Origin of the sequence: Collinsella aerofaciens, from assembly GCF_028209625.1 — a bacterium.
Lineage (GTDB): Bacteria > Actinomycetota > Coriobacteriia > Coriobacteriales > Coriobacteriaceae > Collinsella > Collinsella aerofaciens_AM.
This window is the reverse complement of the sequence record NZ_JAQLDU010000001.1, coordinates 229,930-254,828: the sequence shown is the minus strand read 5'-3', so window position 1 is coordinate 254,828 and position 24,899 is coordinate 229,930. Positions and strand designations below refer to the sequence as shown.

At 59.9% G+C, this 24,899-nt stretch carries 21 protein-coding genes, 1 other RNA gene and 1 pseudogene; 18 read left to right on the top strand and 5 right to left on the bottom strand.

The window, feature by feature from the left end:
• The first annotated feature begins 133 nt into the window (after positions 1 to 133).
• From PMW70_RS01110 to ndk, 4 genes are all read left to right on the top strand, one after another.
• Entirely contained in the window at positions 134 to 1,360 is a 1,227-nt protein-coding gene (locus PMW70_RS01110) for an argininosuccinate synthase (RefSeq protein WP_035138001.1), read from the top strand.
• A gap of 233 nt (positions 1,361 to 1,593) precedes the next feature.
• On the top strand, positions 1,594 to 1,764 hold the full coding sequence (locus PMW70_RS01105) for a hypothetical protein (protein WP_156058436.1): 171 nt from the start codon (positions 1,594 to 1,596) through the stop codon (positions 1,762 to 1,764).
• Between the two features lie 118 nt (positions 1,765 to 1,882).
• Complete coding sequence (gene argH / locus PMW70_RS01100) at positions 1,883 to 3,313, top strand: argininosuccinate lyase (RefSeq protein WP_271743635.1); 1,431 nt, start codon at positions 1,883 to 1,885, stop codon at positions 3,311 to 3,313.
• Between the two features lie 384 nt (positions 3,314 to 3,697).
• A complete protein-coding gene (gene ndk, locus PMW70_RS01095) occupies positions 3,698 to 4,102 on the top strand; it encodes a nucleoside-diphosphate kinase (RefSeq protein ID WP_055251725.1) in 405 nt (134 codons plus the stop codon).
• A gap of 183 nt (positions 4,103 to 4,285) precedes the next feature.
• On the opposite strand, the gene rpiB is transcribed toward ndk, so the two are convergent.
• A complete protein-coding gene (gene rpiB / locus PMW70_RS01090) occupies positions 4,286 to 4,753 on the bottom strand; it encodes a ribose 5-phosphate isomerase B (protein WP_271743634.1) in 468 nt (155 codons plus the stop codon).
• A gap of 272 nt (positions 4,754 to 5,025) precedes the next feature.
• Here rpiB and PMW70_RS01085 point away from each other — a divergent pair, with 272 nt between their 5' ends.
• Positions 5,026 to 6,345, top strand: coding sequence for an L-cysteine desulfidase family protein (locus PMW70_RS01085; protein WP_271743633.1), 1,320 nt, complete (start codon positions 5,026 to 5,028; stop codon positions 6,343 to 6,345).
• Here PMW70_RS01085 and PMW70_RS01080 read toward each other — a convergent pair.
• Positions 6,342 to 7,100: an HAD family hydrolase gene (locus PMW70_RS01080; RefSeq protein WP_271743632.1), complete on the bottom strand. Its 759-nt coding sequence runs from the start codon at positions 7,098 to 7,100 to the stop codon at positions 6,342 to 6,344. The two genes, PMW70_RS01085 and PMW70_RS01080, sit on opposite strands and share 4 nt — an antisense overlap.
• Before the next feature lie 315 nt (positions 7,101 to 7,415).
• On the opposite strand from PMW70_RS01080, the gene rpsA reads away from it, so the two are divergent.
• From rpsA to PMW70_RS01065, 3 genes are all read left to right on the top strand, one after another.
• A complete protein-coding gene (gene rpsA, locus PMW70_RS01075) occupies positions 7,416 to 8,582 on the top strand; it encodes a 30S ribosomal protein S1 (protein WP_022095232.1) in 1,167 nt (388 codons plus the stop codon).
• Positions 8,583 to 8,905: 323 nt separating this feature from the next.
• An RNA gene (rnpB, locus tag PMW70_RS01070) (RNase P RNA component class A) lies at positions 8,906 to 9,267 on the top strand.
• Positions 9,268 to 9,575: 308 nt separating this feature from the next.
• On the top strand, positions 9,576 to 10,214 hold the full coding sequence (locus PMW70_RS01065; protein WP_271743631.1) for a YigZ family protein: 639 nt from the start codon (positions 9,576 to 9,578) through the stop codon (positions 10,212 to 10,214).
• Between the two features lie 67 nt (positions 10,215 to 10,281).
• On the opposite strand, the gene PMW70_RS01060 is transcribed toward PMW70_RS01065, so the two are convergent.
• On the bottom strand, positions 10,282 to 10,800 hold the full coding sequence (locus PMW70_RS01060; RefSeq protein WP_271743630.1) for a C-GCAxxG-C-C family protein: 519 nt from the start codon (positions 10,798 to 10,800) through the stop codon (positions 10,282 to 10,284).
• Between the two features lie 158 nt (positions 10,801 to 10,958).
• Here PMW70_RS01060 and PMW70_RS01055 point away from each other — a divergent pair, with 158 nt between their 5' ends.
• The 4 genes and pseudogenes from PMW70_RS01055 to PMW70_RS01040 form a co-directional block, all read left to right on the top strand.
• The gene (locus tag PMW70_RS01055) at positions 10,959 to 12,242 is read left to right on the top strand and encodes an O-acetylhomoserine aminocarboxypropyltransferase/cysteine synthase family protein (RefSeq protein WP_271743629.1); all 1,284 of its coding nucleotides are present in this window, start codon (positions 10,959 to 10,961) and stop codon (positions 12,240 to 12,242) included.
• A gap of 140 nt (positions 12,243 to 12,382) precedes the next feature.
• Positions 12,383 to 13,687: an MFS transporter gene (locus PMW70_RS01050; RefSeq protein WP_271743628.1), complete on the top strand. Its 1,305-nt coding sequence runs from the start codon at positions 12,383 to 12,385 to the stop codon at positions 13,685 to 13,687.
• Positions 13,688 to 13,843: 156 nt separating this feature from the next.
• Positions 13,844 to 14,422 carry a xanthine phosphoribosyltransferase gene (locus PMW70_RS01045; RefSeq protein WP_118237901.1) on the top strand — a complete coding sequence of 193 codons (579 nt, stop codon included), beginning with the start codon at positions 13,844 to 13,846 and terminating at the stop codon, positions 14,420 to 14,422.
• 155 nt (positions 14,423 to 14,577) lie between these two features.
• A pseudogene (locus PMW70_RS01040) lies at positions 14,578 to 14,886 on the top strand (peptide chain release factor-like protein); the annotation flags it as partial.
• A gap of 87 nt (positions 14,887 to 14,973) precedes the next feature.
• Here the strand turns inward: PMW70_RS01040 and PMW70_RS01035 are convergent.
• Together PMW70_RS01035 and PMW70_RS01030 are read right to left on the bottom strand one after the other, a co-directional pair.
• Complete coding sequence (locus tag PMW70_RS01035) at positions 14,974 to 15,936, bottom strand: diacylglycerol/lipid kinase family protein (RefSeq protein WP_271743627.1); 963 nt, start codon at positions 15,934 to 15,936, stop codon at positions 14,974 to 14,976.
• Between the two features lie 86 nt (positions 15,937 to 16,022).
• The gene (locus tag PMW70_RS01030) at positions 16,023 to 17,444 is read right to left on the bottom strand and encodes a chloride channel protein (protein WP_271743626.1); all 1,422 of its coding nucleotides are present in this window, start codon (positions 17,442 to 17,444) and stop codon (positions 16,023 to 16,025) included.
• Between the two features lie 212 nt (positions 17,445 to 17,656).
• Between PMW70_RS01030 and PMW70_RS01025 the strand changes: the two genes are divergently transcribed.
• The 6 genes from PMW70_RS01025 to PMW70_RS01000 all read left to right on the top strand — a co-directional run bounded on the left by PMW70_RS01025 (position 17,657) and on the right by PMW70_RS01000 (position 24,785).
• Entirely contained in the window at positions 17,657 to 18,919 is a 1,263-nt protein-coding gene (locus tag PMW70_RS01025; RefSeq protein ID WP_271743625.1) for a molybdopterin molybdotransferase MoeA, read from the top strand.
• 10 nt (positions 18,920 to 18,929) lie between these two features.
• Positions 18,930 to 19,409, top strand: a complete 480-nt coding sequence (locus PMW70_RS01020) for a MogA/MoaB family molybdenum cofactor biosynthesis protein (RefSeq protein WP_271743624.1) — start codon at positions 18,930 to 18,932, stop codon at positions 19,407 to 19,409.
• A gap of 206 nt (positions 19,410 to 19,615) precedes the next feature.
• Positions 19,616 to 20,488 carry a molybdate ABC transporter substrate-binding protein gene (gene modA / locus PMW70_RS01015; protein WP_271743623.1) on the top strand — a complete coding sequence of 291 codons (873 nt, stop codon included), beginning with the start codon at positions 19,616 to 19,618 and terminating at the stop codon, positions 20,486 to 20,488.
• Positions 20,489 to 20,556: 68 nt separating this feature from the next.
• Entirely contained in the window at positions 20,557 to 21,999 is a 1,443-nt protein-coding gene (modB, locus tag PMW70_RS01010) for a molybdate ABC transporter permease subunit (RefSeq protein WP_271743622.1), read from the top strand.
• A gap of 3 nt (positions 22,000 to 22,002) precedes the next feature.
• On the top strand, positions 22,003 to 23,073 hold the full coding sequence (locus tag PMW70_RS01005; protein WP_089571617.1) for a sulfate/molybdate ABC transporter ATP-binding protein: 1,071 nt from the start codon (positions 22,003 to 22,005) through the stop codon (positions 23,071 to 23,073).
• A 428-nt stretch (positions 23,074 to 23,501) separates the two neighbouring features.
• Positions 23,502 to 24,785, top strand: a complete 1,284-nt coding sequence (locus PMW70_RS01000) for a double-cubane-cluster-containing anaerobic reductase (protein ID WP_089571618.1) — start codon at positions 23,502 to 23,504, stop codon at positions 24,783 to 24,785.
• Positions 24,786 to 24,899 lie beyond the last annotated feature (114 nt).

Here is a 24,899-nt window from a genome sequence, read left to right as displayed (position 1 = left end):
ATAAACGCATGTTTCTAGGGCATGCTGTGCTGCTTTTTGCTATTTAACCTGATATTGCACGGTTTTTTGACCTCGAAATGACTTGCAACTGACCGATGTTCTAACTAGCTACCAAGGGCGAAAGGAAACAGCCATGAGCAAGGAAAAAGTCGTTCTCGCATATTCCGGTGGTCTTGATACATCCGTATGTGTCAAGTGGCTCCAGGACGAGAAGAATCTCGATGTCGTTTGCGTCTGCGGCAACGTGGGCCAGGAGGAGACCGGCCTGGATGCCAAGAAGCAGAAGGCGCTTGACCTGGGCGTTCTCGATTGCCAGGTGCTCGACCTGCGCGACGAGTTCTCCGATGAGTTCCTGACTAAGGCCATCGCCGCAAACTCCATGTACGAGAACAAGTACCCGCTGCTCTCCGCGCTGTCTCGCCCGCTGCTCGCCAAGAAGCTTGTCGAGGTCGCTCACGAGTTTGGCGCGACCTACGTCGCCCACGGCTGCACCGGCAAGGGTAACGACCAGGTTCGTTTTGAGGCTGCCGTCAAGGCCCTCGACCCCGAGCTTAAGGTTATCGCCCCGGTTCGCGAGTGGGATCTGAAGTGCCGTCCCGATGAGGTTGCCTATGCTCACGCCCACAACGTGCCGGTTCCCGAGGGCGCCAACGACAACCCCTATTCCATCGACGACAACCTGTGGGGTCGCGCCATCGAGTGCGGTCACCTGGAGGATCCCTGGAACGAGCCGCTCGACGACGCCTGGGTTATGACCAAGAACCCCGAGGACACGCCGGACACCCCGACCTACACCGAGATTGAGTTTGAGGCGGGCAAGCCCGTCGCCGTCGATGGCAAGAAGATGAAACTCTCCGAGATCGTCATCGCCCTCAACAAGATTTCGGGTGACAACGGCTTTGGCCGTCTCGACCTGGTCGAGGATCGTCTGGTGGGCCTCAAGAGCCGTGAGTGCTACGAGGTTCCTGGCGCCCTGACGCTCATCACCGCCCACAAGGCGCTCGAGGACATCTGCGTCGAGGGCGACCTGCTCAAGACCAAGATTAAGCTCGAGCAGGATTGGGCCACCGCCGTGTACAACGGCCAGTGGTACAGCCCGCTCAAAAACGCGCTCGATGCCTTTATGGCCGACACCCAGAAGTTCGTGACCGGCACCGTCCGTCTGAAGTTCTTTAAGGGCAACTGCCATGTCGTCGGCCGCAAGAGCCCGTTTAGCCTGTATGACTACGGTCTGGCTACCTACGACCGCGACACTACGTTTGACGAGAAGGCCAGCGCCGGCTTTATCGAGATCGATACGCTGTCGCTCAAGACGTGGGCTAAGGTCCAGGGCCCCAGCTCTGCTGCCGCCCAGGCCTAGCGCCTCCTTCCTTTGGTATCCGCGCGGCCCATCCGCGTGATACATAACGGGCGCATGGGGTCCCTACCTTTCGTTATGCTTGCTGACACTTCTTAACATCGGTGGCCCCTACGTTCCGCCCGCATATATGATGCCGCGTCTGCGGCTGAGTCCGAGCCCCGCCGGGGTTGTCCGGCGGGGCTCCTCCTATCAATTTGACGGCCCTGCGCCTATATATATGGGGAGTATCCATTATGTTCAATGCTATCGCGCATGCTTTACTTGCCCTCGCGCCCGAGTTCGATGCTGCAAAGGTCGAGGACGTTCCTATGAGCCTAAAGGCCTGGATCGATGGTTCGCAGGGCAACATTCGGAGGGAGACGCTGGGCGCCAAGTGCATGGCGCGTCACTTCTTTGCAAATTAGCTATATGGCCTCGCACATGGTGGGGAATATGCAAAACTAGCGGTTGAGAAATCGCTTTAGCGACAGGGCGCATTGCTTTGGGCGCTTGTTTTGGGATTTGATGAAAGGGGACGGTTCCATGGCTCTTTGGGGCGGTCGTTTTGAGGCAGGCGTGGCCGAGGTCACGCAGGAGTTTGGCGCGTCGTTGCCGGTTGACAAACATCTCTATAAGCAGGATATCGCCGGATCTAAGGCACATGCCAAGATGCTGGCGGCCCAGGGCATTATCAGCGCCGAGGACGAGCAGGCGATTGCCGAGGGCCTGACCGGAATCGAACAGGATATCGATGCCGGCAACTTCACCTTTGATATCAACGACGAGGACATTCATATGTCCATCGAAAGCGAGCTGACGCGTCGTATCGGCGAGGCTGGCAAGCGCTTGCATACTGGGCGTTCGCGCAACGATCAGGTGGCGACCGATACGCGCCTGGGCGTCAAGGCGCTGGCCAAGGAGCTCATGGTGGCCAATCTTGAGCTGCGCCATGTGCTGGTGGATGCGGCCAAGAAGTACGACAAGGTGATTCTTCCGGGCTACACGCATATGCAGCACGCTCAGCCCGTGCTGCTCTCGCATCATCTGCTGGCGTATTCCTGGATGTTCGCGCGCGACTTTACGCGCCTGAAGGCCGCCTTTGATGCCGCCGACAACTGCCCGCTGGGTGCTGCCGCGCTTGCCGGTACGAGCTATCCGCTCGATCGCCAGATGACGGCTGCCGAACTTGGCTTTGCGGGCGTGATTCCCAACTCGCTCGATGCGGTTTCCGACCGTGATTTCCTGCTCGATCTGCATTACGCCGGATCCGTCATGGCGATGCACCTGTCGCGTCTTTCCGAGGAGATCGTGCTGTGGTCGAGCTCCGAATTTGGCTTTATCACGCTTTCAGACTCCTACTCCACCGGCTCGTCTATCATGCCGCAGAAGAAGAATCCCGACTTTGCCGAGCTTATCCGCGGTAAGAGCGGTCGCGTGTACGGCAACCTGGTGCAGCTGCTGGTAACCATGAAGGGCCTGCCGCTCGCTTATAACAAGGACTTGCAGGAGGACAAGGAGGGCGCGCTCGATACCGCCCATACGCTCATGCAGTGCCTGTCCGTTATGGCCGGAATGATTTCGACCTGGACCGTCAACGAGGATGCCATGGCGCGCGAGTGCGGCGTGGGGCACCTTGCCGCCACCGATGTTGCCGATTACCTGGCAAAGTGCGGTCTACCGTTCCGCGAGGCACATGCCGTGGTGGGGCACCTGGTCCTGATGTGTGAGAAGCGCGGCTGCAATCTTGAGGACCTGCCGTTTGAGGTGTTCCAGGAGGCAAGCCCGCTCTTTGAGCGCGATATTACCGAGGCGCTCGATATCCCGTCGATTGTCGCCGCGCGCACGACCGAGGGCGGTACCGCCCCTGCCGCCGTTGCCGTGCAGCTGCAGCGTGCCGAGGCGCAGCTCGTGGCCGACGAAGGCGTGTTTGGATCGCTAACCAAGGTTGTCGAGATGGGTCACGGGGCAAAGTAGAGGTTTGGCTGAAGACGTATTGTCCATTTATTGATAAATCGTTTTAGCTTTACGGGCGTCTGCTGATGCGGGCGCCCCTATTTTGCTGCTATGGGGGAGGGGCTTGTCGAGAACTTCTGTAGGACCTTTGGGCAGGTTGTGAAGGGGGTACGTTCGCGGGTGGCAACCGACCGCCCGCTCTGTTCCATGTGGTTGATGAGCGGTCGGATGGTACTCTAATCGGGCTTCGAAACAGAAGTGACACATATGGAGCGCTTTAATAAATTGCAGCGTTTCAATAAACAGCTTTTTGTTTAACTGCAGCTAAAACTCTGTTACGATGCAGTCCAGGCGGGTGCCGGAATGGGACTTGGGCACGCGCGAACCTACTTGAAAGGCTACCTTATGGCTATCGAGAAGACCTTCATCATGATTAAGCCCGACGCGGTGCGCGATCGCAAGATCGGCGAGATCGTTGCTCGTATTGAGCGTAGCGGCCTTGTCATCGAGCGCATGGAGATGACCACGCTCGAGCGCGCTACCGTCGAGGAGCACTACGCCCATCTGGCCGACAAGCCCTTCTTTGGCGGTCTCTGCGACTTTATGACGAGCGGTCCGGTCGTCAAGATGGTTGTTTCCGGTCTTTCCGCTGTCTCCAAGATGCGCACCCTTATGGGCGCCACCAACCCGCTTGATGCTGCTCCTGGCACCATCCGCGGCGACTTCGCCGTCGATGTCAACGCCAACGTGATCCACGGCTCCGACTGCCTGGAGAACGCCGAGATCGAGATCAAGCGCTTCTTTGGCTAAACCAGCTTTGACTCCTTAAAGCTGTTAGCGTGTGGCTTGGGCGCCGCGGAACTCCATCCGCGGCGTCCTTTTATATTCCAGTAGATTTTTGGGACATGTCTAGAAATCTACTAAAGAGCCCCCGCCTGGAATGTGCGTGCATTCCAGGCGGGGGCTGTCGCTAGCGTATGGCGTTGTAAGTTTTTAGGCCTCGTCGACGACCTTGAGACCGCGGGTCTGGTCGATCTCGTTGAGGAGGTTGACGCGACGCTCGTGGCGGCCGCCCTCGAACTCGGCGTCGAGCCACTCGTCGACGATCATCTTAGCGAGCTCGGAGCCAACGACGCGGGCGCCAAAGGCCAGCACGTTGGTGTTATTGTGCATACGGGAGAGCTTGGCGCTGAAGGGCTCGGAGCACACGACGGCGCGTACGCCCTCGACCTTGTTGGCAGCCAGGCTGATCCCGACGCCGGTACCGCAGATCAGGATGCCCAGGTCGACGTCGCCGTTGACAACGGCCTTACCCACCTTGTAGCCGGCGATGGGGTAGTCAAAGCTCTCGGAGGTGTCGGTGCCAAAGTTCACGACCTCGCAGCCGCGCTCCTTCAGGTGCTCGGAAATGATGTTCTTGAGCTCGACGGCGGCGTGGTCGTTACCGATACCGATCTTCATAGATGGTTCCTCTCTGGTCTGTGCGGCGCAAATGCTAAAGGTGTTTACCGCGTTCGACTGCATGATAGCGCGACTTTTGTGTAAACGCTCGGGCGTTTTTTGATCAAACGCTTTAGCAGGCAACAAGACCCGCTTTTCATGAATGAATGCCGCCAGTTTGTGCTTGAGCGCCGTCCGCCGGAACCATGGTTGCGGTTTTTGTTGCATTGTTATCAAATAGAAGAGTTAATTATTTTTGAGAGACCAGCCCGTTATGCAAGCAGGAGATACCTATGCCTACCGATTCCCTTCGTGATGCCGCGTTTTGCGATGTTTTGAACCGCGAGCTTGTCTGTGCGCTCGGCTGCACCGAGCCTATTGCCGTTGCCTATGCAGCGGCGTTGGCGAGCCAGACGCTCGGTTGCGAACCCGATCATATGGACGTTGCCTGCTCGGGCAACATCATCAAGAACGTTAAGAGCGTGACCGTGCCCAACTCGGGCGGTATGCACGGTATTGAAGCTGCAGCCGTGCTGGGTGCCGTGGGCGGTGACGCCAAGAGCGCGCTCGAGGTGCTCGAGAGCGTTAACGATAAAGACCGTGCTTGCGTGACCGAGCTCCTCGCTGACGCCGGCTACTGCGATGTGTCGCTTGTCGAGGGTGTGCCCAACCTCTACATCAAGGTGACCGCCACGGCCGGGGGCCATACCGCGGTCGTCGAGATTACCGACCACCACACCAATGTCACGTGCCATACGCTCGACGGTATTCCGGTGTGCGGCAAGTCGGCGGGGGAGTGCGCCGCCTGCGCCGAGCGCGTGGTGGCCGAGCGTGCGGCAGATAACGCCGATACGCCCATGTCCATTGATTCCATCATCGACTTTATCGAGGACGGTGACATTGAGGGCGCCCGCGCTGCCGTTGAGCGTCAGATTGAGCTGAATGGCGCAATCAGTGCCGAGGGCCTTGCGCACGCTTGGGGCGCCGAGGTGGGTCGTACGCTGCTGGGTGCTCGTGCCGATGACGTCGCCTGCCGTGCCCGTGCCCGTGCGGCCGCCGGGTCCGACGCCCGCATGAACGGTTGCGCGCTGCCGGTCGCCATTGTGTGCGGCTCGGGCAATCAAGGCATTACCTGCGCCTTGCCCGTCATGGAGTATGCCGAATACCTGCGCTGCGACCACGAGCGCCTGGTGCGCGCCGTGATGCTGTCCGATCTTATCGCCGTGCATATCAAGAGCTATATTGGTGCGCTCTCGGCGTTTTGCGGTGCTATTTGCGCTGCGTGCGGTGCCGGTGCTGCGATTACCTGGCTGTGCGGTGGCACGCGCGAGCAGATTGGCTCGACGGTTTCGAACACGCTCGGTAACGTTGGCGGCATCGTGTGCGATGGCGCCAAGGCGAGCTGTGCCGCCAAGATTTCGGCTGCCGTCGATGCGGCGATTCTGGGACATGACATGGCCATGCAGGGGCGTGGCTTCCGTGCCGGCGAGGGTTTGATCCAGGATACCGTCGAGCAGACGATTGCCAGCATGGGCTACGTGGGCCGTGTGGGCATGAAGGACACCGACGTCGAGATCCTCAACATCATGATCGGCAAAACCCAAGTGTGCTAGGACAGTTCGTCGGCTACTTGGTGTTCGTAGAAGGCTTCTACTACGGCGTTAAAGTCGCGGGCGAAGTCTTCCATGGTTCCGCGCCAGGTGGCTCGGCCGGGTTTTCCCTGACCAACATAGGCAGTCTGAATGCCGCAGGCGGGGCTGGGGAAGTCACGCTTGGGGTCGTTGCCAACCATAAGGACCTCGTGCGGCTCAAGCCCCATCACCTGAAGCTGCTCTAGATAGTAGGTGGCATCGGGCTTGCAGCGGGTGGTGTTTCCCATGTGCGTGACGAGCTCAAAGGGGGCGTCGGCCAGGTCGCCCCAACCCATGCGGCACTCGATGGCCCCCTGCGGAAAGCTGGGGTTGGTGAAGAGCGCGCAGCGCAGGCCCGCGTCCTGTACGGCCTGAAGCGCGGCGTGCGCACCCGGCATGGCTTTCGCATTTATCATGTCATCGTTCTTGTGCGGCAGGACTTCGCAGTCGTAGTAGGTAAACGCCTCGTAGATAAGTGGGTCCGAGAGGCAAATGCCGCACCGGCGCTCAACCTCTTCTTGGTAGAACTCAAGATTGGTGCGATTGTCCGTGCCGCTCCGGCGATTGGCGTTGAGGTCGACCAGGATGGTGCCGAGGCGTGTCATCGTGCCACCGCGGCTGCGGCGCCCGATATCCGCGAGCATCGACGAGACATCCTTAAAATAGCGAAGGATGAACGCGTTGAGGTTGATGCTAAGAAGCGTTTCGTCCATATCGAAAACGACTGCTTTGAGCACGCGGGCACCTTTCTCGAAAAATCGATCTAGAATCGTTGGCTCCGGATACTTTACCCCAAAGCCGAATGCCTGGCTGGTTATCGTCAAGTTGCGGAGACGTGTGTTCATAAGATTACGAAAAAGTCTCCACACGAGTAAAAAATCGCAGTTCACGCTTGAAATCGAACTCATTTCCCCGTAACCTATACGAACGTGATTGCATAAGCGTCACATTAGTATCTGTCGGCTCCCGAGTGTTCCTAAACGTTGTGTGCTTGTCGCACCCTTCTGTAGGTCCTAGCAATCGGGGCCCCGTAGTTCGAAAGGGGTCCACCTTTGAGTGAGATTCAGAACTCGTCCATTTTCTCTCTTGACGATGTCAACGAGGAGGAGATGAACAACCTCATCGACGGTACGATTACCGACTTTGATGAGGGCGATCTCGTTAACGGCACTGTCGTTAAGATCGAGCATGACGAGGTGCTCGTTGACATCGGATTCAAGTCCGAGGGCGTTATCCCGGTCCGCGAGCTGTCCATCCGCAAGGACGCTAACCCTGCAGACATCGTTGCACTCGGTGATCCCATCGAGGCTCTGGTTCTCCAGAAGGAGGACAAGGACGGTCGTCTGGTCCTGTCCAAGAAGCGTGCCGAGTACGAGCGTGCTTGGAACCGCATCGAGGAGAAGTTCAACTCCGGCGAGAACGTCGAGGGCGAGGTTATCGAGGTTGTCAAGGGCGGCCTGATCCTCGACATCGGCCTGCGTGGCTTCCTGCCCGCTTCCCTCGTCGACCTCCGTCGCGTCAAGGACCTCACCTCTTACATGGGCACCCGCATCGAGGCCCGCGTCATCGAGATGGACCGCAACCGCAACAACGTTGTCCTCTCCCGTCGCGTCGTGCTCGAGGAGTCCCGTAAGGCCGAGCGCTCCGAGATCCTGTCCAAGCTCAAGTCTGGCATGCGTCTCCAGGGCACCGTTTCCTCCATCGTCGACTTCGGCGCCTTCGTCGACCTCGGCGGTATCGACGGCCTCATCCACATCTCCGAGCTCTCCTGGAACCACGTCAACCATCCTTCCGAGGTTGTCAAGGTCGGCCAGGAGGTCGAGGTCGAGGTTCTCGACGTCGACCTCAACCGCGAGCGCATCTCCCTGGGTCTCAAGCAGACCACCGAGGATCCGTGGCGCGCACTGGTCAAGAAGTACCCCGTCGGCGCTATCGTCGAGGGCACTGTGACCAAGCTTGTCCCGTTCGGCGCTTTCGTCGACCTGGGCGAGGGCATCGAGGGCCTGGTGCACATCTCCGAGATGGCCAACAAGCACGTGGACCAGCCTTCTCAGGTCACCCACGTTGGCGACAAGGTTCAGGTCAAGGTCATGGAGATCGACCTCGACCGTCGTCGTATCTCCCTGTCCATGAAGTCTGCTGCTGAGACTCTGGGCGTCGAGATCGAGGTTACCCCGCTGCCTTCCGAGAAGAAGGACGAGGAGACCGACGCCGAGTAAATCGGTTTGACGATCACTTGTTTTAAGGGATCCGTCCGTAATGGACGGGTCCCTTTTTGCATTTGGCACCGAGATGCGCAATGCTGCCGGGCTGTCCACAGGCTATTGGATTGTCGGTGCATGAAAAAAGCCGACATCCCGCCTCGGGGAGGAGGCGGGAACACACCGAGTAGACGGAGGGGTGCGGAGCGCGGTCGCGTCTCGACTGACGACGTTGCCCATCGACAGGATCATTGTAACGCATGGCGGTTCTTGGTTTATCGTGTCGAGCGTTTGCGTTGTGCCATTGCCTGCGGTAACGGTGTGTTACACTTTTGCACTGCTGAGTGGGCCAGACGGTCGCGCGATGTGCTGCTTGCAGTACGCGTGAGGAAAGTCCGGGCTCCAGAGGGCGGGATGCCGGCTAACGGCCGGGCGGAGTGATCCGACGGAAAGCGCCGCAGAAAAGAAGACTCCCACCTGCGCCGCAAGGCGTAAAGGGAAAAGCTGAAACGGTGGTGTAAGAGACCACCAGCGTCGTGGCAACATGGCGGCTTGGCAAGCCCCATCCGGAGCAAGCGCGAATAGGAACGCTATGGGCCGGCCCGGTCCGCGTTCGGGTAGCGTGCGTGGAGCTGCACGGTAACGTGCAGACAAGATAAATGACCGTTCACGACAGAACCCGGCTTATAAGCCCACTCAGCAACTATGTTGACGCTGCGACGGCGTCAGCTGGCCGATTTGGCGCTCATTCGTCGGTCGCCGCCATAAGGCGTGCTCCCTCCTCTTTCGGGCCAAATCGACTCAGCTGACGCCGTCTCGCTGTCTTTGCCTGATCATCGGCAGCCTCATTTTTGTTACGATCCTGTCTTACAAGGCACTTTGCTCGCGCTGACAGGTTCTCGCTTTCGTTGACGGAATCATCGGCGTTGCCGTTCTATTTACTGGGGTTATCGGTACGGGCTTTGCCGTATTATTGAGGCTGTTTGTTGCTTTGCTTGTGTTTGAGGGGCTTTGTTGGACAGCTATTTTACTCTGCAATCGAATATTGAGGCTACGGGTGAGTTCGTCGATCGCAAGAGCCGGTTTATTGCCCAGCTGGTCCATATTGAGTCCGAGGACGAGGCAAACACCTTTATCGAGATGGTTCGCAAGCGTCATTACGACGCCCGGCACAATGTTCCCGCGTGGATTTTGGTCGATGGGCGTGAGCGCCAGAGCGATGATGGTGAGCCGAGCCGCACGAGTGGTATGCCGACGCTCGAGGTGCTGCGCGGTGCGGGACTTAAAAACGTATGCTGTGTTGTGACGCGTTATTTTGGTGGCACGCTGTTGGGGCCCGGTGGCTTGGTACGCGCCTATACCGCGGCGACACAGGCGGCGGTGGCCGCGGCTCAGGAGGCTGGGCAGATCGTTGAGATGACGAGTGTCGTGCCGGTTGACGTGCATGTGGCCTATCCACAGTATGAGCAGGTGCTTCGTTTGGCGCAGGATTCGGGTGCCAAGGTTTCGGATACCGATTACGCGGATGCCGTGACACTTCACTTGGTGTTTAAGGCGGGGGAGCAGGAGCTGTTTTGCGCCAAGATGCGCGAGCTTATGGCGGGGCGCGAGGAGATCGAGGTCGGCGCTCCCGAATTTGCTGAGTTCTAACGGCGACGGCCGGCGTGCTTTTGGATGAATCTCAAGCGCGCCGGCCGTCGTTTTCTGTTGCTATCGTTTACTCGGCGAGCTGCCTTAGCATATCGCAGGCGATTTCGACGGCATCGTCGATGCAGCCGGGACAGCTGCGGAGCGGACCCTTGTCCGATCCGACGCCCTTGAGCGTGCCACAGACGGTCGTCGTGTTCTTCTCGCCAAAGCGCTTGGCAATCTCGCGCGACAGCTTGTAGGTCTGGCCCTTGGTCTTGGGGTTTTCCATACCGTCGCTCATCACAAAGCCCATGATGGCCACGGCGCCCGAGATGGCGCCGCAGGTCTCGGTCATGCCGCCCATGCCGGCGCCAAAGCCCTCGGTGAGGGTAAAGGCGATCTGGGGGTCGAGCCCCACAGCGGGCGCGAGCGTGCAAGCGACAGCCTGGGCGCAGTTAAAGCCGCGGGCGTGGTACTCGGCAGCCTGAGCCTGACAGGCGGTGATGTCGAGCTGGGCTGTATCGATTTGCTTCATCGTTGTCTCCTTGGTCACGGTGTACCCGCCTATGGTACCCGTGACGGGGCATGTAATCATCGAGAGCTTCATGTATGCCTCATTTATATCCATCGATTAAATGCCTAAGGCTGAGACGAATGCCCCTGATTTATTTGTCTCATAACCTATCGGCGGGATGGGTTGAGAGGGGTGCGGGGTAGCGGTATCGTGAACCGAATAAAAACAAAACCCAAGTAAGGGAGTTGGATATGAGCAAGCAGACCATCGGTACCACGTGTGTTCAGGGCGGTTATCGCCCGGGCGATGCAGAGCCGCGTCAGGTGCCCATCTATCAGTCAACCACGTGGAAGTACGACACGTCCGAGCACATGGGCAAGCTGTTTGACCTGGAGGAGTCGGGCTACTTCTATAGCCGTCTGCAGAACCCCACGTGCGATTTGGTCGCCGCCAAGATCTGTGAGATGGAGGGCGGCACCGCTGCGATGCTCACGAGTTCGGGCATGGCTGCGAACTTCCTTGCGATCTTTAACGTGGCCGGTGCCGGTGATCACGTGGTCGCAAGCTCTGCCATCTACGGCGGTACCTACAACCTGCTTGCCCATACCATGGGCCGTATGGGCGTTACCTGCACGTTCGTTGCCCCCGACTGCACCGATGAGGAGCTCGAGGCAGCCTTTGAGCCCAATACCAAGCTCGTCTTTGGCGAGACGATTGCCAACCCTGCCCTTGCCGTGCTCGATATTGAGCGCTTTGCCAAGGCCGCGCATGACCACGGCGTGCCGCTGATGGTCGACAACACCTTCCCGACGCCTGTGATGTGCCGTCCCTTTGAGTGGGGCGCCGACATCGTCACGCACTCCACCACCAAGTACATGGATGGCCATGCAGCCTACCTGGGTGGCGTGATTGTCGACCACGGCCAGTTTGACTGGATGGCCCATGCGGACAAGTTCCCGGGTCTCACCACGCCCGACGAGAGCTACCACGGCGTGACCTATGCCGAGAAGTTCGGTCGCGAGGGCGCCTTCATTACCAAGGCCACCGCGCAGCTCATGCGCGACCTCGGCCCTATGCAGAACCCGCAGGCGGCGTTTTTCCTGAACAGCTCGCTCGAGAGCCTGCATGTGCGCATGCCGCGTCATTGCGAGAACGGCCTGGCCGTTGCCAAGTTCCTGCAGAGCCATCCCAAGGTACGCTTCGTGAGCTATCCGGGCCTGGAGGGCGATAAGTACTATGACCTGGCTCAGAAGTACATGCCTAACGGTACCTGCGGCGTTGTGAGCTTTGGCTTTAACGGTGGTCGCGCGGCGGCCGAGACCTTTATGAAGAGCCTCAAGCTTGCCCAGATCGCCACGCATGTGGCCGACGCCCGCACTTGCTGCCTGCATCCCGCTAACGCTACGCATCGCCAGATGAACGATGAGGAGCTCATCGCCTGTGGCATCTCCGCCGACATGGTGCGCCTGTCGTGCGGCCTCGAGGACACGGCCGACCTGATTGCCGACCTTGAGCAGGCTCTCGAGCAGTGCTAGGCTAGCGTTCGCATAAGTCGCCGATGCCGACAGAGGGCTTCGGCGACCTTTACGTTCCGATTCCGTAGGCGGGACCCCAATCGCGACTTTGCAGGCGATTGGGGCCCCGTTTTTGCGTTGCGCCACTCGAAAGGATGGACATGGAGAAAACCGCAGAGCAGCTGCGCCGCGAGCGCATTGCCCTTGAGGGCGACACTCACGGCAAGAACAAATGGGCGATTCTGTTTACGGTGCTCATTATGACGTTTATGGCGTGTCTGGATTCGACCGTCGTGACCGTGGCGCTGCCCGTGATGCAAAAGGAGCTGGGCGTGGGCCTCGATCGCATTCAGCTGGTGAGCTCGGTGTATCTGCTTGCGACATGCGTGGCTATGTTGCCGTTTGGCCGTCTGGGCGACGTGCGCGGCAAGGTGAATGTTTTCCAGCTGGGCGTCATCGTCTTTACGGTCGGCTCGCTGCTGTGCGGCCTTTCGGCTTCGCTCGAGGTTCTTATCCTGGCACGTATTGTTCAGGGCGTCGGTTGCGCGGCGGCCATGGCTAACAACATGGGTATCATCACCGAGTCGTTTCCGGCGCGCGAGCGCGGTCGTGCCATGGGTATCCTCGCGACCTTCGTGGCCCTCGGCATGATGTGTGGCCCCGTGCTCGGCGGCATGCTGGTGGCAAGTTTTCCCTGGGAGAGCATCTTCCTCATCAACCTGCCCATTGGCGTCATCTCGTTTATCGTGGGGCTCTACACGCTGCCGCATGTTAAGCCGGAGGCCGGCAAGCGTCCCATGTCCATGATCGAGGCCGCTCGTCGCTGCTTTGCAAATTCGGCCTTCACCATCAACCTAGCCTGCATGCTCATCGTGTTCGTTGGCATTGGCGCATCCGAGTTTATTCTGCCGTTCTATTTCCAGGATGCCCATGGCTTTAGCTCCGATATTTCCGGACTACTCTTTTTGGCGCTGCCGATGGTGAATGCCTTTATCGGCCCGCTTTCGGGTACGGTTTCGGACCGTGTAGGCTGCGAGGGCCCCACGGCGGTCGGCCTGGGCGTGTACGTATGCGGTCTCTTTGCGGTAAGTACGCTTGACGAGCACTCTTCCATCCCAGTGATCGTGTGCTGTGTCGCGTTTATGTCGTGCGGCACGTCGATTTTCCAGAGTCCCAACAACTCGCTGTACATGGGTTCGGCTCCGCGCGAAGCGCTCGGCTTTGCGGGCAGCCTGGGCAGCCTGGCGCGCTATGCGGGTATGGCAGTGGGCATTACGGCGGCGTCCCATATCCTGTATGGGCAGATGAGTGTGGCGATGGGCGAGGCCGTGACCAGTTTTGTTGCAGGCCGTCCGGATGTGTTCCTGTTTGGTTTTCGTTCGGTGTTCTACGTGCTCATGGCTGTGGCGGCAGCGGGCTTTGCGCTTGCCATGGTGCGTTTGGTGAAGATGCGCGCCCGCCATTAGCGTGTTGGGAGGCTGTCTGCCACGTATTCGCGCCGTCTCAAAAACTGGTTTGTGGTGCGATGCGGCTTGTGGGGCGGGCGGGGGTCGGTCCGTGGTAGACTATCGAACAACGTTTATTAATCGCGCGGTATCGTTGCCGCGAGAAGGGGTTGCGCCATGCAGGAGCTTGAGGATCGTATTCGCCATGACGGCATCGTAAAGGCCGGTAACGTCCTTAAGGTTGATGCCTTCCTCAACCACCAGTGCGACGTTGAGCTGTTCGACCACATGGGCGCCGAGTGGGCCCGTCTGTTCAAGGGTGTCGAGATCAACAAGATCCTGACGATTGAGGCTTCGGGCATTGGCATGGCCTGCATCGCAGCTCAGCATTTTGGCGGCGTGCCGGTGGTCTTTGCCAAGAAGGCCCAGTCCATTAACCTCGACGGCGAGCAGTATGCTACGACCATCTACTCCTTTACCAAACAGAAGGAGTACCCGGTTATCGTGGGCAAGCGTTTCCTGTCCGAGGGCGATAAGGTCCTGATTATCGACGACTTCCTGGCCAACGGCTGCGCTCTTGAGGGTCTTATCAAGATCTGCGAGGCCGCGGGTGCCGAGGTGTCCGGTATTGGCATTGCCGTGGAGAAGGGCTTCCAGGGCGGTGGCGATAAGCTCCGCGAGCGCGGCTTCCGCGTCGAGAGCCTGGCCCGTATCGCCGATATGGACTGCGAGACCGGCGAGATCACCTTCGCCTAAGCGCGCAACACAAGCGATTGGTATTCGATGTGACAAAGGGACTTTCCCTTTGTCACATTTTTTGTATGAGGGGAGGTGTTGATATGGATGAGAACAAGATGGGATGGCGTGAGTATGCGCGCTATGCCGAGATGTCGGCCGAGGAGTTGGCGCGCGATTGCGAGGTGCAGGTGTTTCGCGCGACGGGTCCGGGCGGACAAGGCGTCAACACGACGGACTCGGCGGTGCGCATGAAGCATGGGCCCACGGGGATTGTCGTGACGGCGCGCGAGAGCCGTAGTCAGTTTCAGAATCGCAGCTGCTGTCTGCGTAAGCTGCGCGCTGAGCTTGAGCGTCGCGGGCGTCCACCGCGCCGTCGCGTCAAGACCAAAGTGCCACAGCGCTCTCGCCAGCGCAGGCTCAACGATAAGCACTTCAACGCGATTAAAAAGGCCAACCGTCGCAAGCCGGGCGGGGAGGAATGATCTTCTCAATAAGTTGCGGTGAAATAGGGACTGTTTTGCGGCTTTGGCTGCATAAACAGTCCCTATTTCACCGCAACTTAGGTGAAGCTAGCGGGTTGGGTGCCAGACCTCGAGGACGGCGGGAAGGATATCCACCTCGATGCGCGAGGCGACAACGGGCTCGCCGTCGGCCTGGATGGGGTAGTCGGGCTCCTCAAAGGTGAGCTCGGCATGGCGGCAGCGGCGCATGCGAATCGGTGGCAGCTTGGAGTGGTGGCCGTCTTTGGCCGAAAGGAACATGGGCAGGGCAACCGCGCGTGGGACGGGACCGCAGGCGTAGCAGACGTCGAGGATGCCATCGCAGGGATCGGCATCGGGGCAGATACGATAACCCGAGCCATACGTGGGCCCCAGCTGAATCGCCATGATGATTGCCCTCACGCGCTCGGTGGGCGCGCCGTCAAAGCTGACTGTCATAGGATAGTTGCGATAGCGTAGGCCAAACTGCTCAAGTCCCGAGAGGGTGTAGAGCGGCGCGCCGGTCAAGCCGGTCTTTTTGCGCAGCTCGGTGGTGCCCAGACCGATGGCGGCATCGATGCCGACCGAAAGCGTCTGGTCATAATACTCGACCGTCGCCTCGCCGCTACCGCTTGCGGGGTTCCATGAGCGAATGCGCCCGATGTCCTGACGTTGCAGCTCGCAGGTGAGTAGCGCGCCAAAATCCTTGCCGGAGAAATCGTCGATACCGAGCGTCTGGGCAAAATCGTTGCCGGACCCCACGGGCAGGACGGCAAGAGCGGGGCGGGCGTCCTCCTTTTGCGTCATTAGCCCGTTGACGACCTCGTGGATCACGCCGTCGCCGCCGAGTGCGATTACGGTGCGATAGCCCGTTGCCTGGGCGGCTAGTTCCTTGGCGTGTCCCATACGCTCGGTCAACACCAGGTCAAACTGGGATGCGCGTGCAGTCATGTCCAAAAAGCGTTGCAGGCGCTCGGCAACTTCGCGTGCCGCACCCGACTGGGCGGCTGGGTTGGCGATGATGAGCGTGCGACCAAAATCAGTTGCGTGCATGGGGCGACTCCCGGCGTGTGACATGACAGTGCGGTCGCGCTCAGGTCGAATTGCCCCCGATTGTGGCTGCACGGCGATTATTACATCTACTCTATCAGGTCGTTGTGGCGCTCGATAGCATCCGCTACCGTACCGCCCTCATCCACAATAAGCGAGCGGCGCTTAGGTGAGATGATGCGCTGGGCGGAGTACACGCCGCGGTGTCCACCGGTTAGGTAGCTGATAAAGGCCACGATGACAAAGAACCCGGCGGCCGTGCCGTGGAACAGGTCGATGGCCATCATGCAGGTGGTGATGGGCACGTTGAGGCCGGCGCAGAACACGCCGAGCATGCCGAGAGCCGCCAGAAAACTGGGGTCAAGCCCGGTAAGGCAGCCGATCCAGCCACCGAGTGCCGCACCGATGCCAAACAGGGGCGTGACCTCGCCGCCTTGGAAGCCCGCGCCCAGGGTAAGCGCTGTGACGACCAACTTGATGACTGCGTCCGCCAGGGTGGTGTTGCCGGCAAATCCGGCGCCGGAAAGCCACGTGGAAAGGCCGGCGTAGTCCCAGGCGTCGAGGAGGGCATAGGCGGCCAAAACCACGAGTGCGCCTATGAGTGCGCGGACGAGGTAATTGGTGATAAAGCGACCGTACAGGCTCTTGACGGTTCGAACCGACCAGGCAAAGAGGCGTGCGGTGAGACCAAAGATGATGGCGCTGATAACAACGATGATAACCGTCTGTGGTGTCATGTTGGGAACGCTGGCGATGACATTCGCCTCGTACTCGGTTCCCAAGGCGAGCGATGTAAAGTAGCCGGTAAATGAGGCGACGAGGCAGTAGATGCCCGCGGTGTAGTCGATCTTTCCGATGAAGCACATCTCCATGCCAAAGAAAGCTCCGGCAAGGGGCGAACCGAATACGGCGCCAAAGGCCGACGAGATGCCGGCGAGCATGAGGTCGTGGTGGTCATGCTTTTTGAGGTGGGCGAGGCTCGAGATGTTGCTGGCGATGGTGCCACCAATCTGCACCGCAGCTCCCTCGCGACCGGCCGACCCGCCCGTTAGGTGCGTGAGCGTGGAACAGACGAAGGTGAGGACGGCCATGCGCATATGGATGAGGCGTGTGCCCAGAGCGGAGTCGATGACCAGGTTGTTACCACGTCTGGCGGCAAGGCCGTGGTTTTTGTACACCCATGCGGTGGCAACGCCCACAACGGGAAGCAGCGCGTAAATCCATGCATGGTGCTCGCGATAGTCGGTCGCGATATTCAGCGAGGCCAAAAACGCCCAAGCGGCAACGCCCATGGCAAGCGAGACGATAACGACGAGTACGAGCAACTTGGCGCTCGCGAGTAGGTTGCGGGCGTTGCGGCGCGTGTCGGCAGCCAAGAGATGCTCGGAGCGGGTGAGCTGTTGCCTGCCTGCCATGATGACGTCATTAAGGGAGAAAAAGCCGCCGTCGTCGAGCGACTGGGAATGATCCTGCGCCTCGTTTGCGCTTTCGGGTTTGTCGGTAAAAGCCATACGTTCCTCTTTTTGGTTGCAACAGGAGCATTATAGAACGTGCCAAACGTGACAAACCGGCAGGTTGATTTTCGGTTCTGTTTCGCCGTCCGTTACCGACAGGTGTATTCGCGGCCGCGGGCCAGGTCTTGAGCAAGCGGCGAGGGATTATACTGAGATAAACATAAAGAATCGGCGCTTTTGTTGCGCGCCGCAGCATGCTAGAGGTGTATATGGCTGAGAAACTCATTCCGTTGGAGGACGCACAGGCGATCGTCTTGTCGCACGTGAATCGCACCGAAGTTGTCGAGATTCCCGTGTGGCAGGCGGCCGGTCTTCCCCTGGCCGAGGACGCCACGGCCGATATCGACATCTCTCCGTTTGCCAACAGCGCCATGGATGGATATGCCGTGCATGCCGTCGACCTCGCCAAAGCGTCCACCAATGCGCCCGTGACGCTTTCCGTCGTGGGGCACGAAGCCGCGGGCCATGTGTTCGATGGCGTAATCGCCCCGGGCGAGACTGTCCGCATCATGACAGGCGCGCCGGTGCCCGAGGGTGCGGATGCTGTGGTGAAATACGAGATCGTCGAGGTGCTTGACGGCGACGGCAACGAGGGCTCGCACGTGAGCTTTTCGGCGCCTGCTAAAGTGGGGGAGAACGTTCGCTCTGCCGCCGAGGAGGCCCATGCCGGCGACGTCGTGATGCGTGCCGGCGAGGTTGTGGCCCCGGCCGGCGCTGGCCTGCTGGCAAGCGCCGGTTACGCGAGCGTGAAGGTCCATGCCGCTCCGTGCGTGGGCATTATCTCGCTGGGCACGGAGCTGGTCGCGCCGAGCGAGCTGCCGGCACGCGGGCAGATTCGCGATTCCAACTCCTCGGCGTTGATGGCCGAAGCGCTCGATGCCGGCGCCGAGCCGGTGTTCTATGGCATTGCGCCCGATGATGAGCAGGCGATTGCCGAGCTGGTGCATCGCGCCGTGCAGGAGTGCGATTTTGTCATTACGAGCGGCGGCGCCTCTGCGGGCGATTACGACTACGTGACGGCGCTGGTCAAGCGCGAGGGCGGGGTGCTCTTCGACCGCATCTCGATGCGTCCTGGCAAAGCCATCACGTTTGGCCTGCTTGGGGGCAAGCCGTATTTGGGGCTTTCGGGCAATCCCGCGGCGGCGTATGTGGGCTTTGAGATGCTCGCCCGCCCCGCGATCCGCAAGATGCGCGGCTTTGCCGAGGGTACGCGTCCCGTGCAGCAGGCGATATTGACGCACGGCGTGAAGAAGCGCCAGGACCGACGCTTCTTCGATCGCGCCACGGTTTTGCGCGACCCCGAGACCGGTGAGCTGTTGGTTACTGAGGCTAAGACGCAGAATTCGGCGCTGCTTGGAACTATGCAGCGTTCGAACTGCCTGTTGCGTGTTGACGAAGGACCGTGCGACCTCAAGGTGGGCGATGTCGTGGACGTTGTTCGCGTCGATCTGCCCGAGGGCGCCGTGTTGTAGGAGGAATGCTATGGAGCTGAAGATATCGATCGTGACGTGCTCGGATACGCGCGATCTTGCCCAGGACGAGGCTGGAGCCGCACTCGAGGAACTTATCGAGGCGCAGGGCTGGACGGTCGCCTCACATGTGGTCGTGCGCGACGACGCCAGCGAGATCGGTGATGCCATTGTGGAAGCCGCCGATGAGTGCCACGCCAATGTCGTGCTCACCTGCGGCGGCACGGGGCTTTCGATGCGCGATGTGACGCCCGAGGCGACGCGTGCCGTCTGCGAGCGCGATGTGCCGGGTATTGCAGAGGCAATCCGTGCGTACTCCATGACCAAGACGCGCCGCGCCATGCTCTCGCGCGCCGTGTGCATGCAGCGTGGGCATACGCTTGTCATCAACTTTCCGGGATCCACGAAAGCGGCCCGCGAAAGCTGGGAGGCCGTGAGCGATCAGCTGGAGCATGCGGCCCAAATGACGGCGGGCGGCGGGCACGCCAAATAAGCGCACTACCTGCGGCGGAGTAACCTTACGGGCTGCTCCGCCTTTTTTTATGCAGCGACAGTGCGGGCCGTCTCGTGGTTATTGGTAAAAGATAATTATCAGGCGAGAGATATTTATCATAAACATTATTCGCGCGAAAGTATAATCTAGTAACAGAATAAAGCCCGCGGCGGGGTGCCCGGGTGTACCGTTCGAAAGGGTTGAACATGTTCGATATGGTTTCTCGCCGCGGATTCGTCTCGCTCTCTGCTGTCGCCGCTGCCGGCCTTGGCCTTGCCGGTTGCTCGGGCAGCAAGGCGTCTGAGTCGACTGGCTCCGATGCCGGTTCTGCTAAGGCCTCGTCCAAGAAAGCTGTCGAGCTGCAGGTCTTTGCCGCCAACTCGCTCGAGAAGGCTCTGCCCGAGGTTCAGGAGCTTTACACCGACCAGACCGGCACCGCCTTTGCCGACACGCAGTTTAAGGCCTCCGGCGACCTCGTCGAGCAGATGCGCGCCGGTGCCGCCGTCGACGTGCTCATCACAGCCTCCAAGGGCACCATGGACGACGCCGAAGCCGCCGAGCTCGTCGACGCCAACACCCGTGAGGATATGTTCGTCAACGACCTCGTGATCATTCGCGCCGAGGGCTCCGACACCAAGATCGAGGCCATCGCCGACGTCGCGAATCTGGACGGCAAGATCGCCATTGGCGACGCCAAGACCGTTCCTGCCGGCAAGTACGCCAACCAGGCCCTGGCCTCCGTGGGCCTCTACACCGGCACCGAGGGCGACGACGGCGAGTACGCCCCCGAGATCGCCGACAAGGTGGCCCTGGCCGACAAGGTCGGCACTGCTGCGTCTTACGTCTCTACGGGCGACTGCGTGGCTGGCTTTGTCTATAGCTCCGACATCTTCCGCTACGACGGCATCGAGGAGGCCTTTGTGTGTCCCGAGGACTCGCATAAGCCCATCGTGTATCCGGGCGCTGTCGCCGATGGCTCCGAACATGCCGACGAGGCCAAGGCGTTTATCGACTTTTGCCTGTCCAACAAGAAGGCCCAGAAGATTTGGGCCAAATACGGTTTTGAGCTTTCCGCGTAGTGCGGCTTGGCGCGATAATTCCATCGTTTTGTGTTTAACTCCGTCCTTGTATTCTCTTGGAGCTTTTCGTGCTTAATAGATTCCGCATGCTTGTCGCCTGTGCTTTGACCTTCGCGCTTTGCTGGGTGCCGGGATTTGCGTTTGCTGGGGACGCTGAGGACGGGGGCCAGGTTGCTGCGACCGCTCATGGGCTTTCTTATGGGATCGAGGGTTTTGAGCGGTTGGCCAAGGGGACCGCTCGTGCCATGGAGGGCCAGCCTGAGGGCTACCGGTTTCCCGTTGACGAGGACGTGGACCTTGTAGTGGCGCCTGCTGCCGATCGCGTTGTGGTGTGGATATCGCCCAAGGCGGTCGAGAAGTTTGGATTGGATCCGCAGGACAACGAGTGCGTATCGGGTCTCAAGGCCCTCGTCTGCGAGCTCGACAGCGCAAACTCCATGGGAGGTGCGCAGCTAGGGGACGTTGATCTTCCTTGGTATGTTACGGCGGAAACAACGTTTGATGCCGGCGGTTATACCTATGGCTTTGACGAGCGCGGTGCGGATGGGGACCGCTATGTGGTGATTGCATCGGCCTCGGGTGATGCCAAGGGCGGCGCGCGTTGGCTTGATAGCGCTCAAATGGTAGAGGCATCGTCTGTCGTGTTGCGGGATGAGCAGGGGCCCTTGACCTCTCTGGCCTCCTTTTTAGGCGGCATCGACTACCGCCCGTTTTGGGTGTCTATCAAAACGAGCGGCCTTGCCCTGGTGATTGCCTTTGCACTGGGCCTGTTTGCCGCGTGGAAGACTATGGGTACCTCGAGTCGCATCAAGGGCCTGCTCGATTCGGTCTTTACGATTCCTATGGTGCTGCCGCCCACGGTCTGCGGCTTTCTGCTCCTCATGCTGTTTGGCCGCTCGATCGGGGTGGGCCAATGGCTCATCGCGCACGGCATCTCTATCGTCTTTACCTGGCCCGCGGCGGTCATTTCGGCTGTCGTTGTGTCGTTTCCGCTGGTCTACCGCACGGCGCTCGGAGCCTTCGATAGCCTCGACACGCAGATGCTCGACGCCGCGCGAACCTTGGGGTGGTCCGAACGTCGCATCTTTGCCAAGCTCATGATGCCGCTCGGCTGGCCCTCAATCGCGGCGGGCACGGTGCTCGCCTTCGCTCGCGCGATGGGCGAGTTTGGCTGCACGCTGTTCTTTGCGGGCAACTACGCCGGCATTACGCAGACCATTCCCATTGCGATTTACTTTGAGTGGATGGGCGGCAATACGTCGGTGGCTCTCTTTTGGGTCGTGGTCGTAATAGCGTTCAGCTTCCTGGTCATCCTATTCATCAACATGTACACGGCGCATTCTCAAAAGTATCGCGAGCGCGGTCTCTCCCGTGCGGAGCGCAAGCAGGCCAAAGAGCTCGCCGGACAGGGCGATTCGCTTGACCCGGTGGGCGGTGATGCCTTGCGTATCGATCGCGAGGCGCTGGCCGAGCTTATGCGCGATGGCGCGGTCGCAAAGGGAGGTCGATAAGCCATGTCGCTCGTTCTGGATATCAAAAAGCGCTATCCGGGCTTTACCCTCGACATTCAGCTCGATGCCGGCGAGGAGCGTGTGGCGCTGCTGGGCGCCTCGGGTTGCGGCAAGAGCTGCACGTTGCGCTGCATTGCCGGCGTGGAGACACCCGACGAGGGCAAGATCGTCGTCAACGGCGTGACCTTTTTTGACTCGGCGGCGGGTATCAACCTGTCGCCCCAGGAGCGAAAATGCGCCCTGCTGTTCCAAAACTATCAGCTGTTTCCCAACATGACGGTGGCCGATAACGTTTGCGCCGGTGTTAAGGATGCGGGTGACGCCGCCGCGCGCAAAAAGCTCGCCGAGCGCTATCTGGGCATTTTCGGTCTGGCCGATTTTGCCGACCGCTACCCCGCGCGCCTCTCGGGCGGTCAGCAGCAACGCGTGGCGCTTGCGCGCATGGTGGCGGCGCATCCGGGCATTTTTATGTTCGACGAGCCCATGAGCGCGCTCGATTCCTATCTTAAGAGCGCGCTCGAACAGAACATGCTCGATCTGTTCGATGTATGCAACCGTACCGTGCTCTACGTGAGCCACGACATCGACGAAGCGTGCCGCCTGTGCCGGCGCATTTGTGTGATGCACGACGGGCATATGGAGGAGATCGGCTCCGTCGAGGACGTGGTCCGTCATCCGCAGACGTTAGCCGCGCTGCGCTTGACGGGCTGCAAGAATACGAGCCGCGCGCGCAAGATCGGCGACGAAGAAGTTGAGGCCCTCGACTGGGGCATGACCTTCAACGTGGGCCGCGAGGTTCCCGATAATGTGGCGTACCTGGGCATTCGCGCAAGCTACTTCCATGTTGACAATCGCGCGGAGCGGGGTCGCAACAGCTATGATTTGCACGTGGCCCGAGTGAGCGATTCACGCTTTGAGCGCCTGGTGCTGTTGGACGTGCCGCGTACTGATGCGCCCACGCGTCTGCAGTGGAAGGTCAACAAAGTGAACGTAGCTGCCGACGGGCTGCCGCAAGCCGACGAGACCCTGCGCATGCATTTCGATGCGAGTAAGATCCACTTGGTTTGTCGATAGCGCCGGGTAATGCCGTCGGGGATATAAGCCTCGGCGGCTTTGTCTTGCCGTTCGCCGAATGAAGGATGACAAACTCTTATCAATCAAGATAGTTATTTATTAAACGACGGCACACGAGGCTGTCGTACGAATGTCAACGGTGTTCGCATGGTCGATGACCGTTGATATAGTTGACCTTATCTTGTAAAGGAGGTGCGCACATGCCGCAGACGACATACATTCGCCGCGTTGCCGCGCGCGCCCTGTATATGGCTCGGAGCCGCATATGAGCAGGTATGTTCACGGCTCCGGGAGAGACGACGCACAACTAAATAACCGTCCGCAAGGCAGGTTCCCTAAAATTCCGGGTTTGAGCACGGCCGGGCAATCGCCGTCCGTCGTGCATCGATACCGTCGTTATCCGTTTTTGGTTCGAGAGGGGAACCGTCATGGCTGAAGAATTCGATTTCCATCCGATGTGGGAGAGCCTCGGCATGAATCTTGCCGACCACGACATGCTGCTGGGCGCCGTGGGCCAGATGTACGGGGACATGTTCCTGTCGCAGAACAACCGCCCCAAGTCCACGTCCTACTTGGACTTTGTGGCCACCAACATCCATAGCGGCCGCATTAAGGAGATGCTCGACAAGAAAGAGGCTGGCGAGGCCACCAAGATCGTGGGCTCGTTCTGCGTGTACGTGCCCGAGGAGATCGTGCTTGCCTGTGACGGCATTCCCGTTGGTCTGTGCTCGGGTGCCGATTGGGCAACGGACAAGGTCGAGGAGCACTTGCCGCGCAACACTTGTCCGCTTATCAAGAGCTTTGCCGGCTTTAAGCTGGGTGAGGTCTGCCCCTACATTGAGTCGAGTGACTTGGTGGTAGGCGAGAACACCTGCGATGGCAAGAAGAAGGCCTACGAGTTTTTTGCCACGCAAAAGAACATGTACGTCATGGATATTCCCAACGTGCACGACGAGTCGACGCTCGTGACCTGGAAGGCCGAGGTTAAAAAGCTCGCCGCCAAGATTGAGGAAGAGTGCGGCGTCACGATTACGCCTGAGCGTCTGAAGGCCGCCATCCGCGCCGTCAATGAGAAGCGTCGCGCCCTGCAGCGCCTCGCTGCCACGCGCGCTGCCGACCCAGCGCCCATTAGCGGTCTCGACAGCCTGCTGACCGTTCAGGCCGCCTTTATGGACGACACGCCGCGTCTGACCGGAGCCATCAACGATATGGCGGCCGAGTGTGAGCAGCGTGTCGAGGCCGGAGAGGGCGTGGCGCCCAAGGGAACCAAGCGCATCCTGTACACCGGCACGCCCATGGCCGTGCCCAACTGGAAGCTGTTCAACCTCATCGAGAAGGCCGGCGGCGTTGTGGTGGGCGAGGAGTCCTGCACGGGTTCGCGCTATTACAAGGACTTGGTCGATGAGTCCGGTGAGACGGTTGACGAGATGCTCGATGCTATCGCCGAGCGCTACTTTAAGATCAACTGCGCCGTCTTTACGCCCAACGACCAGCGTATGAAGGACATTGTCCAGATGGCCAAGGACCTGCATGCCGACGGCATTGTCGACGTGGCCCTGCAGTTCTGCACGCTCTACGAGATGGAGTCGTTTGCCGTGGAGAAGGCTGCCGAGGAGGCCGGCATTCCGCTTATGCACATCACGACCGACTACGCCGGCGAGGACGCAGGCCAACTGCAAACCAGGATGGAGGCTTTCTTGGAAACCATTTAGGGCTATCCGTCCCGGCGGCTTTCCCAGGCACCCGATCTTGCCGTTCAAACCGTCGCCTGCGAATCAAAGTACGCGACGCTCCTCTTTCACGGCAACCTCGGGCACCTGGGAAAG

Excerpts from the sequence above, each read along its gene's own strand:
- PMW70_RS01110 (WP_035138001.1), top strand. The coding sequence starts at position 134 with ATGAGCAAGGAAAAAGTCGTTCTCGCATATTCCGGTGGTCTTGATACA.
- PMW70_RS01105 (WP_156058436.1), top strand. The coding sequence starts at position 1,594 with ATGTTCAATGCTATCGCGCATGCTTTACTTGCCCTCGCGCCCGAGTTC.
- argH (WP_271743635.1), top strand. The coding sequence starts at position 1,883 with ATGGCTCTTTGGGGCGGTCGTTTTGAGGCAGGCGTGGCCGAGGTCACG.
- ndk (WP_055251725.1), top strand. The coding sequence starts at position 3,698 with ATGGCTATCGAGAAGACCTTCATCATGATTAAGCCCGACGCGGTGCGC.
- rpiB (WP_271743634.1), bottom strand. The coding sequence starts at position 4,753 with ATGAAGATCGGTATCGGTAACGACCACGCCGCCGTCGAGCTCAAGAAC.
- PMW70_RS01085 (WP_271743633.1), top strand. The coding sequence starts at position 5,026 with ATGCCTACCGATTCCCTTCGTGATGCCGCGTTTTGCGATGTTTTGAAC.
- PMW70_RS01060 (WP_271743630.1), bottom strand. The coding sequence starts at position 10,800 with ATGAAGCTCTCGATGATTACATGCCCCGTCACGGGTACCATAGGCGGG.
- PMW70_RS01055 (WP_271743629.1), top strand. The coding sequence starts at position 10,959 with ATGAGCAAGCAGACCATCGGTACCACGTGTGTTCAGGGCGGTTATCGC.
- PMW70_RS01050 (WP_271743628.1), top strand. The coding sequence starts at position 12,383 with ATGGAGAAAACCGCAGAGCAGCTGCGCCGCGAGCGCATTGCCCTTGAG.
- PMW70_RS01045 (WP_118237901.1), top strand. The coding sequence starts at position 13,844 with ATGCAGGAGCTTGAGGATCGTATTCGCCATGACGGCATCGTAAAGGCC.
- PMW70_RS01035 (WP_271743627.1), bottom strand. The coding sequence starts at position 15,936 with ATGCACGCAACTGATTTTGGTCGCACGCTCATCATCGCCAACCCAGCC.
- PMW70_RS01030 (WP_271743626.1), bottom strand. The coding sequence starts at position 17,444 with ATGGCTTTTACCGACAAACCCGAAAGCGCAAACGAGGCGCAGGATCAT.
- PMW70_RS01025 (WP_271743625.1), top strand. The coding sequence starts at position 17,657 with ATGGCTGAGAAACTCATTCCGTTGGAGGACGCACAGGCGATCGTCTTG.
- PMW70_RS01020 (WP_271743624.1), top strand. The coding sequence starts at position 18,930 with ATGGAGCTGAAGATATCGATCGTGACGTGCTCGGATACGCGCGATCTT.
- modA (WP_271743623.1), top strand. The coding sequence starts at position 19,616 with ATGTTCGATATGGTTTCTCGCCGCGGATTCGTCTCGCTCTCTGCTGTC.
- PMW70_RS01005 (WP_089571617.1), top strand. The coding sequence starts at position 22,003 with ATGTCGCTCGTTCTGGATATCAAAAAGCGCTATCCGGGCTTTACCCTC.
- PMW70_RS01000 (WP_089571618.1), top strand. The coding sequence starts at position 23,502 with ATGGCTGAAGAATTCGATTTCCATCCGATGTGGGAGAGCCTCGGCATG.